This is a genomic window from Levilactobacillus acidifarinae DSM 19394 = JCM 15949, assembly GCF_001434835.1.
In the GTDB taxonomy this organism is placed as follows: Bacteria; Bacillota; Bacilli; order Lactobacillales; family Lactobacillaceae; genus Levilactobacillus; species Levilactobacillus acidifarinae.
This window is the reverse complement of record NZ_AZDV01000026.1, coordinates 201761-214660: the sequence shown is the minus strand read 5'-3', so window position 1 is coordinate 214660 and position 12900 is coordinate 201761. Positions and strand designations below refer to the sequence as shown.

The 12900-nt window shown below is 52.3% G+C and carries 9 protein-coding genes; all 9 read right to left on the bottom strand.

What is annotated here, in order from left to right:
- The 9 genes from cas5e to FD25_RS08665 all read right to left on the bottom strand — a co-directional run bounded on the left by cas5e (position 1) and on the right by FD25_RS08665 (position 12847).
- On the bottom strand, positions 1 to 726 hold the full coding sequence (cas5e, locus tag FD25_RS08705) for a type I-E CRISPR-associated protein Cas5/CasD (protein WP_057803333.1): 726 nt from the start codon (positions 724 to 726) through the stop codon (positions 1 to 3).
- Entirely contained in the window at positions 707 to 1780 is a 1074-nt protein-coding gene (gene cas7e / locus FD25_RS08700; protein ID WP_057803331.1) for a type I-E CRISPR-associated protein Cas7/Cse4/CasC, read from the bottom strand. The genes cas5e and cas7e overlap by 20 nt, the downstream gene beginning before the upstream one ends.
- The gene (gene casB, locus FD25_RS08695; RefSeq protein ID WP_057803329.1) at positions 1780 to 2397 is read right to left on the bottom strand and encodes a type I-E CRISPR-associated protein Cse2/CasB; all 618 of its coding nucleotides are present in this window, start codon (positions 2395 to 2397) and stop codon (positions 1780 to 1782) included. The genes cas7e and casB overlap by 1 nt, the downstream gene beginning before the upstream one ends.
- Positions 2398 to 2402: 5 nt before the next feature.
- Positions 2403 to 4121 (bottom strand): type I-E CRISPR-associated protein Cse1/CasA, encoded by a 1719-nt coding sequence (locus tag FD25_RS08690; RefSeq protein ID WP_057803327.1) that lies wholly within the window; start codon positions 4119 to 4121, stop codon positions 2403 to 2405.
- Complete coding sequence (locus FD25_RS08685; RefSeq protein WP_057803324.1) at positions 4114 to 6984, bottom strand: CRISPR-associated helicase/endonuclease Cas3; 2871 nt, start codon at positions 6982 to 6984, stop codon at positions 4114 to 4116. The genes FD25_RS08690 and FD25_RS08685 overlap by 8 nt, the downstream gene beginning before the upstream one ends.
- A 443-nt stretch (positions 6985 to 7427) precedes the next feature.
- Positions 7428 to 8183, bottom strand: coding sequence for a DnaD domain-containing protein (locus tag FD25_RS08680; protein WP_057803322.1), 756 nt, complete (start codon positions 8181 to 8183; stop codon positions 7428 to 7430).
- A 71-nt stretch (positions 8184 to 8254) separates the two neighbouring features.
- Positions 8255 to 9436 carry a pyridoxal phosphate-dependent aminotransferase gene (locus FD25_RS08675; RefSeq protein ID WP_057803320.1) on the bottom strand — a complete coding sequence of 394 codons (1182 nt, stop codon included), beginning with the start codon at positions 9434 to 9436 and terminating at the stop codon, positions 8255 to 8257.
- Positions 9437 to 9454: 18 nt separating this feature from the next.
- The gene (locus tag FD25_RS08670; protein ID WP_057803318.1) at positions 9455 to 9958 is read right to left on the bottom strand and encodes a cell wall elongation regulator TseB-like domain-containing protein; all 504 of its coding nucleotides are present in this window, start codon (positions 9956 to 9958) and stop codon (positions 9455 to 9457) included.
- 45 nt (positions 9959 to 10003) lie between these two features.
- Entirely contained in the window at positions 10004 to 12847 is a 2844-nt protein-coding gene (locus FD25_RS08665) for a helicase C-terminal domain-containing protein (RefSeq protein WP_057803316.1), read from the bottom strand.
- Between the last annotated feature and the right edge of the window lie 53 nt (positions 12848 to 12900).

The following is a 12900-nucleotide window of genomic DNA, read 5'->3' as shown; positions in this document are numbered from 1 at the left end:
CTAAAGTACGCTAAACGGGTCATGTTCCGTGGCAACCTGGTCAACCTTTTCAACCAGTGAATTGGGCAACGTTACCCGCTCCGTCGCCAACGGTCGAAATCCATAGCGGCGATTACGTTGATCAAATGACTCAACTCGGTCTCTGACCATGACCCGATGCTTATTGGGTAATAACACCGCATCCGCGTACATATCTAACGTCACGGTCGCTGCCTGAGGGTGCCACTTGGTATACCGCTTTTGGTACCAGCCCGACGCCTGCCAAGCCAGCCTTTTTAAGATCGTAATCGGGGTCTGATCGGCAAATTCGCGAATTTGTAGCACCCCCGCGGGAACACTGGCCCGGCGACCAAGAAATAACTGGAACTTGGGGCGTTGCAGTGCCTCATGAATCCGCGTTATCGTGGTTTCATCCTCGCTCCCCACGGCCACCATAAAAACGGCATCCTGGAGATAGTCTCGGTGCGTCAACTTACGGGTGCCCTGCTTCCACTCAACCGTTTGAAACTCAGTCAGGGGCTTGCCTCCTTGGTCCACTCTGACCGCAAAGACCAGGTCATTAAGTGCCAGAATACGGTCATCGTCGCGGCGGTAACCCAGTGCTGCCGCCATCATCCCGATAATGGCGCTCTTGGACGGAAAATCGCCAGAAGTTCGGCGTTCAAAGGTCGCTTGGTTACCATACGACTGCAAAGGTGCCGTGAGTCTAAGCGTTAGTGTCTTCATCCTGAATCGCCTCCGTCAAGCTGCCGGTAACCTTGCTAAGTAAATCAGCTAAGTTCGTCGCCACTTCACCAATTTGAGAATCGGCCTTTCCTAGGACCACGTTCAACCGTGGCGTGTCGACAAATTGTTGGGTCGTTTGATACTCTGCTTCCAACCGGTCAATTGAAGCGGCAACGTAGCCATCACGTGAGTCCACTGGCTTTTCAAAGGCCGAGACCAGGTTAACCGGCGTATCTGGACGCAACGTGATCAGCACATAGCTTGGTAAGGTCTTGTTGGCAAAGGTGTTTTGCTTCCCCGTTGGCATCGACAAGAGAAAATCCTTGATGAAATCAGCAACACCGTGAACCGCATCTTCCGCATTTAAGTTGTGCACTAATTCGTTCACGTTCACGTTGGCGTAGCGATAAAGGGTTGATGAGTTGTATTCAATACTCCCCAGCATGGCCGCACCGGTTTCGTCCTCGCCTTGTAAATCATCCAAAGCCGTAAAGTAGTCATATTCTGGAACAACTTCGTGCGTGGAAATAGCATGGGCCACTTGCGCCGCTGCATCCACGTTTAGTTCCGGATTATCGGCCACCATGCGACCAAATAACGCTAAGTCTAGGGATTGATCACCCTTTAAGACCTTCTTGACTTCTTTTTTATCAAGATCATCGTTAGCCAATAAATATTGGGCCAATTTTTCAAGTTGTCCGCGACTAATCAGTAGCAGCGCACCCGTTTCATGGTCTTTGTTTAGTTTAACGCCCGCCGCCTTGAAGGCCGCGTCAGTCTTAGCCCACGCCGCATCGTCGTCTAACGTGGTGTCTTGTTGCTTCAGTTCGTTGACCAATAATTGGGCAGCTTCCTTGGTCCGTGTTCCGACATCGACATTATCTTCCCGAAAAGTTGAGCGGACGGCACGTTTCCAACTTTGCGAAGAAACCCGTGCTCGCGTCACGCCACCGTACAGAGCCGTCTTTGGGGCACCCGTATCATCTCGGTTTAAGTTAGAGGATGGGACCGTCTGTAACACGTTAATGTCGAGGTATAAGTTTTGAGTAGTCATTAGTTTTTCTTCCCTTCATTTGTCGTAGAACCATTCCAATAGTATTGTTGCCCCCAGTACAGGTGAACCTGATTTGCTTGACGGTTCCCCCACTGCGCGTTGTACAGATCCTGAGCTAGAGCCGCATAATCAATTTTTTGTCCCCGATTATGGGACTTTAAAATACTAATTAAATGGGACAACGAATTGATCATGCTCGTCACGTTCGTTGTTTCCAGCACAGCGCGAACTCGGCGATCTAAGGCAACTTGCTGGCCCTCTTGACTTCGTAATTGAGCTAGGGCCTTAAACAATGCAACACCTTTGTCATCTTCGTCTTTAGCCTTAGCGGAGCCATAAACCATGTGACCCTCGACCCCTTGTTGTTGGATAGCGTAAAACCGTAACGCGGCAAAAATCGCCATTTCCGCATAGGTGGGTTGACCGGTCTTACTCAACATCCCCTCATCCAGGTTAGCCAACATGATGGGCCAGACTGCTTGCGCCCGGTGACCGGTCAACGTGGTGGTACTTCTCAGACCCGCCAATACCGCTTTATTCGGATTACCTTCACGATAAAGCGCCCGGATGATGGTATCCGTCGTCTCCTCAACAGTTTTTTTTACTTTATTTCCCATAATCATCACGCCTTCTTAGTTAGGTTCAAATGGATGTGCACGTTGTAACTTAAGCGACTCTGCGCCGTAAAAATATTGAACGGTCGGTCCTTACTGTCCTTAATCCCCGTAATGTCGCGCGGTGAACTGGTTTCCAGGACGGCCTGTACAGCTTGACGTAACAGGCCCTGCAACTGCAACTTCCAGTCGTTAATTTTAACTTCCCGGTTATCATGACCCGTTAGTTGCGCCAGCCAGTCCTTAAACGGTGCATCTAAGTTCGCGTAGAACTGCGCACTCCATTTTCCCGCAAAGTCACGCGAGTCAATGTCGCGAATCTGTGCAATATCCGCAGCAAAGTGATAAAAATCCGTTCCAACATTCTGAGTCACCTCAACCGCGTCCTCAATTCTGACCGGCCAATGGTCTTCAATCTCCGGATCAAATAGCACATCCGCCTGCATTTGCAAGTCGTCGGCCACTTCTGCGGCCGGTGATTGAGACGTCGCGTTTCCGTCGCTAATCAAAGCAACCGAAGCTAGGGTCAACGGCTGTTCATCGGGAATCACCGTCTCTTCTTGGTGCTTCAACTTCTGCAACCAATCAACCACTCCTGGTTGCCGTTCGGTCTTTTCGTCATTGACCTTAACGTACTGACCAAAGTTCCGCCACATCGAAATTCCCAGTGACCGTAATCCCTTAACGGCGGGTCTGAACTGCTTTTCCTTCTTATCCCACCGCCAAGTGGTCATCGGTTCGATTAACGTATCTTCCGGCGCAAACATGGGGATCCCCGCACTAAAGATATTAGGTTGTTGATCAACCCATTCAATATGTAGAATTCTCGACCAGGCCGTGTAGAGTTCCGATAAATTAGTCGGTTTGGCTTGCTTTTTGCGGTCAGCCACATATTCTTGCACCGTTGTAAATTCCCACACCGGCCGCTGAACCGCCGTAACGTCCAACTTGTCGCCCACTAAAACTAGATTCAGCATCAAGGTTTCAAAGACCGTCTGCCCCTGCGCGTAGACGGGGCCTAACCGGTACAGCCAACCCGCGGGATTCGAAAACTTTTCAGTGGTGACCACTTTGGTTTTATCCGTGACCCCCGTAAAGTTCTGATAAGTAATGAGCCACCGTACCAGTTCATCTATCGGTAATTGATTCTTTAGTGCCCCAGTCTTCGGGGCAAAAACGGCGGGGGTATTGGCACTCTCTGAAATCCGTCGGTTTAACTGTTTAACGGCCACCCGGCCTTTGCCCTTAGCCACCTGCTTATTAGCGGGCACCAAAGCATCGTAATCCTGGGTCGTGACCTGATAAAAGGGATGGTCGCCAAAGAAGTCAAACCGATCAGCATACCGTTGTAAATAGCGAGTCACGATATCGGAAAAGTGGCCCGTCTGATAGACCTGTGTCCAAGTCGCTAATAGGTCGCCTGCCATTTCGGATTCCTCGGTATCATCATCCGGATTCACGTCAATGGCTTGGAACGTATCGTCGTCAAATTGCAACCAGCTATAGGCTTCACCCTCGGCATCGAATCGTGAATACACCGTGGTCAAAATTGCCAATAACAGGCGTAGAATCGCCAAATCCTGGGATTTCATTTCGCCCGCTAATTGGCGGTAATCCTGGGCGTGGGCAAAAAGCTCAATCAATGACACTTTGGTTTCCTGGCTGGTATCCCGCCGGATCACTTTAATCCACGGATCCGTTGTCAGGTTAAAATGTTGTTCAGTCATGCTCATCCTCCTTTTCATAGCTCAGTCCGAGCTTAGTTGAGTACGTTAAGGACCACCTCCCCAAAGTTGTCGTGGCCTGGTCATCTAGCGATAAGGCCAACGCCCCGCGTAACCAAGGACTTAATTGCCAATCGGCAAATTGGTCCCCCGTTCGTTGCTCCAATGTCGTGATTACTTGCGCAACCACTGAATTTCTAGGCGTCACCGCCGTTGGCAACCGCAGCACTTGTTCGGCAATTTCTTGCGGCTTAACGGTATTTAACGGTCGTCCATCGAGCAAATAGTCACCATGGGCCGTATGTTGCACTAAGACAACCTCAATCGACTCCTGAATATCCCGGACCGCCGCACTGGCATTTTGCTCATCCTTGTCCAAGCTTTGGTCATCCCAATCTAACCATCCGTGAATGGTTTGCCCCGCCTTCAACTTGGGTGGAGCCACTTGAAAGACCTTGGAACGGGCTTTTTCGCGATCACGGTCATCCTCAAAGTCTTCCTTGGCCAATTCAATTCCAGCCACTTCATCATCGGTCGCTGGGTCGTACACCTTTTGGACCAGCCGAGAAATATCTCGGGGTAAGGCCACCGTCTCACCTAAGAAATGGTCCGTTTTCATGAGTAAGTACTTTTCGTAGACGGCCTCATTGGCATCTCCGTAATCGCCCGGTCCCTGTACCCCTAGAATAAAGGTTTGGGGGTGCTGCAACGCTACTGGCCGGGTAATTTGATGCCGGTGTAACCGACCGATCCGTTGGAGGATCAAGTCCATCGGTGCGATATCGGTGTACAAAACGTCGAAATCAATATCTAAGGATTGTTCCAACACCTGTGTTCCAATCACAATCAACTTCTTCGGCCGGGTCCCGCCCTTACCAATCGCACGTTGCAGCGCTTGCTCTTGTTTAGACCGGTCGGGAGCGAGAAAAGCCGAATGTAGAACCATTAGTTGAACGTCACCTGGATGAGCTAAAACTAACTTAGCTAACGCCTGAGCCCGCTTGACCGTGTTAACAATCACTCCCGCTACTCCGCCGGCTTGAATCTTTACCATGACGGCTTTGATCAATGCGGCATCGTCCAGATTGAGTCGTTGAATCTGGACCGTGGTGTTCGCCGCTTGACGCTGATTAAAGTCCGTAGTTTGCTTAATCGTCTGGCCATCTACCAAGGTTAACAGGGGATAGGCCTGGGCTTGGTCCCAACCAGCTGGAGCTTGTAACCTTTTTTTGTATTGACGTCCGTATTTTCCTTTTAAATAGGCATAAATCAATTTGTTACGTTTAGCAATGGGAAGCGTCGCCGATAAAACAATAATGGGTACATGATAGGCGCCTAGCCAATTAATTGCTTTATACAGATAACTATTCATATAGGTGTCATAGGCGTGCACTTCGTCGATAATGACAACCTTGCCGCTAAACCCTAGGTGACGGAGGAACAAATGCTTCTTCTTGAGTCCCATCAACAGTAGATTGTCGATCGTTCCCACCGTAAAGTCCGCTAAAATCGATTTTTTCCCCGAGAACCACCCGTTCACGACCACCGCCCCGGCTTCACTTTGGGCCTTGGTCTCAGATTGGTTACCTACTAACTGCTGGTCGTGGTCATACACGTTTGCCGCGTCCGGAAGATTCTGAAAGTTTTGATTAAACTGCTTTTTCCCGTGCATCAAATTAATCGGTAGCTTCTTCCCCTCGGCATTGGCCAACTGTCGGGCCCAGGCTACCACCCGGCTAAACATGGCGTTAGTCGTCGCCTGAGTCGGAAGTCCCATAAAGACCCCATTTCTACCCGTTTTAGCGGCTAACTGTTCGGCGGCGACCAACGCAATTTCGGTCTTCCCCACCCCCATGCCGGCTTCAACGATCACCATTCCAGGGTCCGTCGTGGCTTGGACGGCCTGGGTCATGATCAATTGTACGTCTCGGGCCGTGAAGCCCCAGCGGTCAAAATAAGGATCGCGATGTTGCTGTTGATCCTGACTATCGTTTACCGCCACTTGGTGGGGTTCCCACTTATCCGTGCGTTTCCACGTTAGAATAGCGTGTTGGTAACGGGCCGTTAAATCAACGTCTTGATAAGACTCATCCAACCGAATCAACGGAAACAACGGGATGGTCTGCGCGGCATCTAAATATTCACTCGATGCCAGCCAATCGGCCATAATCAAGAGGCCCTCTAAGATAACGGCCTGGGGCTGATTCACCGTCGGGATTTCCGCGGCATCTTGGTAGCCCGCAAGCTCTAGTCCGTAAGCAAATAATCGTTGCTGAACGTCTTCCCAGTTTAATTTAATCCACTGTTCGCGTTCCCGCTCTTGTGGATCGTCCGGGATACCATCAATCTGACAATAATTGGCTGGGTAATCCTTTAGCTGGCGTTTGGGCGCCCACCGTCCCGGTTTACCGTGATGCCCACCAATAATGGCCCCGATAGCCGCCGGGACGTTAAAACGGTCACTTTCTAGTAAGGCCTCTCCCGCTAGTGCGTGCGGCGATTTTTGGGGAGAAGCTAACACCAAGTTCGTTAAATCGGCAAACCCGTGCCGACTTAACAATTCCAACAATTCGGCATCCAAAGACCGATTACCGTCGTAAGATTTCTTGGTCTGAAACGCTGGGGTGGCCTTGCCGAAATCGTGAAAGAATCCGAGAAATTTAACCAATTTTTGCATCTCTTCATCTGGTAACGTAGTCGTTAAAAACTGGCGTTGCCCCTCGTCTAGCCAATGGTAATATAGCCAATTCATCACATTCGCAGCATCCGTCAAATGGACCACGAGGGGTAACCAGCGCTGTTCCCCGTTTTCCGTATTTTTTTTGGCCCACAGGCTAGTTTCATCAGCAGATAATTTCGAATTCACTATTTTTCACTTCCCAAGTGTTTATATGTATAACGTTTCGTTTTATAATTAAATTGGTAAGCGGTATCATTTTTCGAATAAAGACAACCTTCTATTACCAATAATTTCTGATTATGCCTTGAACTTATATCCTTACTTTAGCACATAAGATTAAAAAATAAAAGATTATCACAAATTAAATATCATAATTACAAGTTCTTTTATTTTTTACCCCACACTTGTGGGGATTACTAAATGCCATCAGATAAAATAGCATAATTACAACGAATCACCCTCACAACCGTGAGGAATATTGTAATTCTAGCATTTTTCAATTGGCCAGAGCAAGCGTCGACTACCCTTTCCCCGGGAAATTCGCCCCTAAGCACCTAATGATTAAAAAACTAGACAGTTCACTTAAAAATTAATCTTTGAGCGAACTGTCTAGTTTTTTAACGTTTTTCCTAATCATCCGTCAACTTAAAAATCGGCACGTCCGGAATCCCCGCATCCCCGGCACCGCCGTCCCCGCTGCTCTTGCGCCGCGGGTGTTGGCGTTCCTGTTCTTGTTGTACCTGCGCCGCCGTGGTCAGGTGTTTTTTCTCCCAATTCAACAGGATGCGGTCCATGTACTTCAGGTTATAGACCTGATTTAACACCGCCTCGCGTAGCGCCAATTGGATCAACTCCGGCTTGTAGTGGTCGACATCCAACCACTGGCTAACCGTGTCCATCTGAATCGGCGACAGCATCTGACCGAATTCCGTTTCGATCTGGTTAAACACCGTCGCCCGTTGTGAATCCGGATTGGCCGCTGGCTGGGTCGCTGTGGCGCTGGTCGGCGCCGTCGAATCCGTGGTGGCCGTCGGCGTCGGTTGGGTCACCTCCGCGTCCGGCACGTGGCTTAGTTTTTCTTCTAACAGCTGGAAATCGTAGCGATCGACCTTTTGCCCCTGATCGTTGGTCACCGTGTTAATGGTCATCAGCTTCTGGGCAATCAGCTCGTGGAGCACCTCGAAGACCCGCTTGGTGTCCCAGCCCAGGTTCTGGGCCAACACGTCACTTTCGGGCAAGTAGTCGCCCCGGTCCAACCACCGTTTCAACTGCAGGTAGACCAATAACTGGTCGGTGGTCATCCCCACCTCTTGAAAATGATCGATCAAGAAATTGGCCACGCTGGTCTGGCCGGCCTGTAAATACCGTCGTGTAAACTCATCCATCGGTTGTTCGCTCCTCACACAAAACGGCCGAGCCCGTAAAGGCGCTCGGCCGTTTTTTAATTATCTTAGATTTAGCTTTGCATAAATTCCTTTAACCGCGTCATCGCCGTTAGCAACTGGTCGCGGTCCGCCGCGTAACTCATGCGGATGTGTTGCGGTAAGCCAAACGCCTCACCCGGCACCACCGCCACGTGGGCCTCTTCGAGCACCCGCGTCACGAACTCACTGGTTGTGGTGCAGTGCTTGATGGCCATAGCTTCACGCACGTCAGGGAACAGGTAGAAGGCCCCCTGCGGCTTGGCCACTAACTTGAAACCCGGTAACGCCGTGAGTAACGGGTAAATCGTATCTAGACGTTCCTGGAAGCTGGCGTTCATCTTGGTCACGGACGCCTGGTCACCGGTCAACGCGTCTAACGCCGCGTATTGACTGACCGCCGCCGGATTCCCGGTCATGTGGGAGAGAACCTTGCCCAACGCCGCCGTAACGGCCTTAGGACCGATGACCCACCCGATCCGCCAACCGGTCATCGCGTAGGTCTTGGAGACCCCGTTGATCACGATGGTGTGGTCGGTAATGGCGTCACTCAACGTCAACATCGACGGTTCCGGCGCCGGTCGATCGTAGACCAGATCGCCATAAATTTCGTCGGACACGATCCACAAGTCGTGGGCCACGGCCCATTCGCCGATCGCCTTTAATTCATCTGGCGTATAGACCACGCCGGACGGATTTTGCGGTGAATTCAAGACGATAGCCTTGGTGGCCGGGGTCACGGCGCTATCGAGTTGCGCCGGCGTGACCTTCAAATCGGCCGTCGGGGCCACTTCTAAGACGTGACCGCCCGCCAAACGAATTTGTTCGGCGTAGCTGACCCAGTAAGGTGCCGGTAACAACACGTCGTCGCCGGGGTCCAACATCACTTGGAACAACGCGTACAGCGCCATCTTGGCGCCCGTCGTGACCACCACCTGGTCGGCCGTGACGGTCACGTTTTGCGTGGCCTGTAAATGATCGGCGACGGCTTGACGCAACGGGGCAATCCCCGTCGTCGCGGTGTACCCGTCGACCTGGTCGGCCTCGATGGCGCGAATGGCGGCCTGTTTAATGGCAACCGGCGTTTGAAAGTCGGGTTGGCCGACCCCCAGATTGATCACATCGACGCCGCTGGCCATCAAAGCCTTGGCACGTTGCGACGCTTGAAGCGTGGCCGAGGGCTGCACGGCTCTGGCACGTTGGGCTAATTGTTTCATAGACACCCTCCTCATGAGTTAAAGGTTCGAAATTTGTTGGAGCACTTTTCCATTACTATATTGTAGCGTGAGGTAACATAATTTACCACTCTGGCTCAGGTAACTGATCTGCCAGGCCGGCTTGCCGTTAAAGATACTCAGTGCGGCCGATAGGACCTTCTTGGGATTGCGTTGCCAAGCCTTTTTGAGCGCCACGTTGCGTGACATGCCGTCGCTTTGCTTGAGCACGGTAACGTTCTTGCCCGTTTTCGGTACAATGGCGTACACGTTTTGCTTGGCCTTGTTGGTCCCCGCCACCGTGTAGTAGGTGGTGTCTAAATTCGTCCAGTAAAACTGCGTGGTCTTCGTCAGGTGGCCCGAGTTGCGCGCCACTTTTTCGGCGTGTATCTGGGCCTGGTTAAACGGATGGGTTGCCTTGTGAATCGCGTAACCGCCACTCAAAAGCAACACGAGAATCACCACCAGAATCCCTAATAAAACCCAATGCCGGGGTCGGCGGCGCCGTTGGTACTGTTGTCTCATCAATTTACCATCGTACTCCCTTGTGTTCAATCTGCGTTAATTATATCAAATTTCGGGTGGCGTCACGGACGATGTGGGCGTTTTTTCAAAAAATTTAATCAGTGCCTGCGTCAACGTTCCGACATCCCCGGTAACCCGTGGTAAATCGGCGGGTAAGGCCCGCAAGATGCTTTGGCCGTACTGCCGGTCGACCAACCGCTGATCCAAGATGACCACGGTGCCGCGATCGTTCGGTGTTCGAATCAACCGACCGACGCCCTGACGTAATTTCAAAGTCGCCGCCGGTAAGGCCGCGTTATAGAACGGGTTCTTGCCCGCCGCCTCTAGCCGGGCGTAGTTGGCCTTGACGAAGACGCGGTCGGGCGAATCGAACGGCAAGCGCGTCACAATCAATAGTTCCAGCTGGTCGGCCGGCAAATCGATGCCTTCCCAGAAACTGGCCGCCCCCAGGAGGATCGAATCGTGGCCCGTCACGAAGCGTTTGGTGATGCGCTCCCGACTGCCACTAATCCCCTGCGCTAAGATCTCACGTTGGGCAAATTCCGGTTGGCGGGTCAACTGCTCGTAGACCTGTTCGATCACGTTTAATGAATTAAACAGGATCAACGTTTGTTTGTGCACCGCTCCGGTCAGCTGCGTCAACGCACTGGTCAGGTAGGTCACGTAATCGGCCGGCGCCACTCTACTGAGGTTCGGTCCCGAGTCGGCCAACAACAACTGAGCCTGGTTAGCGTAGTCGAAACTACTGCGCATCCGGTGGGTCACGGCCGCCTCGCGGTCCAGGTCAAACTGGTCGAGCACGTACTGCGACCGTCCCGATGAGAACAACGTTGCCCCGGTCAGCAGCACCGGCTGAAAGGCCGCGTAAATTTGTTGGCGCAAGAAGCCCTGCGTCGCTAGTAAGCCACTCGCCAGTTCCAGGCTGCCCCGGTCGCCCACATGATTGATGGTGACCCAAAAGAGACTGCTGGATTCTCTAGCGGTCGCCTCGTTAAAGATGGCTAAGACGCGTTGCAGGCGCTCGTCGACCAGGTGCACGCGGGTGTCGAGTTGCTCGAATAGGTACCGTTGCGAAGCCACGAACCGCTCCCGTTGTTGGTCGAAACGCTGCCGAATCACCCCGAGCTGTACCAGTAGCTGGGTGTCCCCATCGGCGATCTGGGTCAACGCGTGCTGGAGTTCGTGGGCGTTTTGTGCCAAGTCTTCCGGCGTCACCAATTCTTCAATCGGCGTATTCTGCGCGTTTCCGCGCTTCGCCGCTAGGAAGTTTAAGAACAGCTGGTTGACCACCGCGACTAGCGCCTTTTCCACCTGCTGGCTACTCCTTAAGAGGTGTTGAAGGGTCTGTTGGGTGGCCTGATCACCGTCAAATAAGGTTAACAGACTGGGCCCGATTTCGCGGCTGATATCGCGTTGGATGTGGTGGAGTTCGTTTAAGATCTGGGCAAACTTGACCTTGGTCCGCCGCTGCCGTAACGTGCTGTCCGGTAAGTGCTGGGCCTCATCAACGACCAGGTACGGGTGATCCAGTTGGTCGCCCAAAACCGTAGCGTGTTCGCTCAAGTAGGCGTGGTTCACAATGATGAACTGGGCCTGGGCCAGTTGTTGATCCCGGCGGCGCAAAAAATCGTCGTCATAAAACGGATTATCCGTCGTGACGGTCCCCTCGTGGACGATTTCCTGGAAATACGGCGCCCGGTACGTCGCCAGGTGCAGTTCGTCGAGGTCCCCGGTGGTGGTCATGGTCAACCACACCAAGAGACGTAACTTCAATAGTTGGGTTTGTTTGGAACTTTCGTTAAGCCCTAACGTCACCGCAAACCGTTGTAGGTCCAGGTAGTGTCGACTGCCCTTGACCACCGTGGCGTTGATTGGAAACGGCACAATCTGCCGCAATAGCGGTAAGGTTTGTTCCATTAATTGTTCTTGTAATAACGTGGTGGCCGTGCTGATGACGACCGGTTTACCGATCTGCCCCAGATAAGCCATCGGTAACGCGTACCCCAGGCTCTTACCGATCCCGGTCGGTGCCTCGACCACCATCTGCTTGACGGGGTGTTGGTCACCATTGGCGTAGTTATTATAGATGTAATTCATCATCTTCGCCTGTTCCGGGCGCCATTCCAGGTTTTCCGGCATCAGCTTTTGTTTTTGTTTCTTGGTCTTCGGGTACTTGGCCGGTTCCGTCAGCGGCGTAGGCGTGTCCGCGGCCGCGTGACGGAGGGCCAACCCGTTTTTAACGTACAAATAGTCCGGTAACTTCCGCGGCTTCTGGGCGTTTAGATCCTGGGCCACGCGAAAGAGCGTCGCCGTTTGCCGGGGGAGGTCCGCTTGTAAGTCGATCATCTGCTGGAGGGTCACCAACGGTAAGGCCCGCAACCGCCGGAACAAGAAGATGAAGAGTTCCGCGGTGGCTGAGGCGTCGCTGTCCGCCGAATGCGGGTTATCGTGTTCAATGTTGAAAAAGCCACTCAAGTCCCGCAAGCGAAAACTGGGGGCCGTGGGCAACAAAATTTGACTCAATGACACCGTATCGACGGCCTCGATCTCCAGTTCCGGGTAGCCGACGCGGGCCAACTCGGCGTTAACGAACGGTAAGTCAAAGTTGACGTTATGGGCCACGAAGACCGTATTGGTCAACAGGCTGTAAAGCGTCCCGGCCACGTCGTCAAACAGTGGCGCGTGCCGGACCCGGTGGTTGGTAATCCCCGTTAAACGTGAAATGGCCGCCGGAATCTCGCGGAGCGGATTCACGTCAGTCGTGAAGTGGTTAATAATTTGATTATGCTGGACGAAGACGCACCCAATTTGAATGATGCGATCGCCATCTTGCACACTGGTACCGGTCGTTTCAATGTCGACGACCGCGTAGACCGTGTCTTGATCCATGTCTGCTCACCAATTTCTGCACAAATGCGATTATAACTGGCACTATGATACAC

Bases quoted from the DNA above. Each gene is read 5' to 3' on its own strand.
- FD25_RS08670 (WP_057803318.1), bottom strand. From the start codon at position 9,958: ATGAGACAACAGTACCAACGGCGCCGCCGACCCCGGCATTGGGTTTTA.
- FD25_RS08690 (WP_057803327.1), bottom strand. From the start codon at position 4,121: ATGACTGAACAACATTTTAACCTGACAACGGATCCGTGGATTAAAGTG.
- FD25_RS08680 (WP_057803322.1), bottom strand. From the start codon at position 8,183: ATGGATGAGTTTACACGACGGTATTTACAGGCCGGCCAGACCAGCGTG.
- cas7e (WP_057803331.1), bottom strand. From the start codon at position 1,780: ATGACTACTCAAAACTTATACCTCGACATTAACGTGTTACAGACGGTC.
- FD25_RS08665 (WP_057803316.1), bottom strand. From the start codon at position 12,847: ATGGATCAAGACACGGTCTACGCGGTCGTCGACATTGAAACGACCGGT.
- cas5e (WP_057803333.1), bottom strand. From the start codon at position 726: ATGAAGACACTAACGCTTAGACTCACGGCACCTTTGCAGTCGTATGGT.
- casB (WP_057803329.1), bottom strand. From the start codon at position 2,397: ATGGGAAATAAAGTAAAAAAAACTGTTGAGGAGACGACGGATACCATC.
- FD25_RS08675 (WP_057803320.1), bottom strand. From the start codon at position 9,436: ATGAAACAATTAGCCCAACGTGCCAGAGCCGTGCAGCCCTCGGCCACG.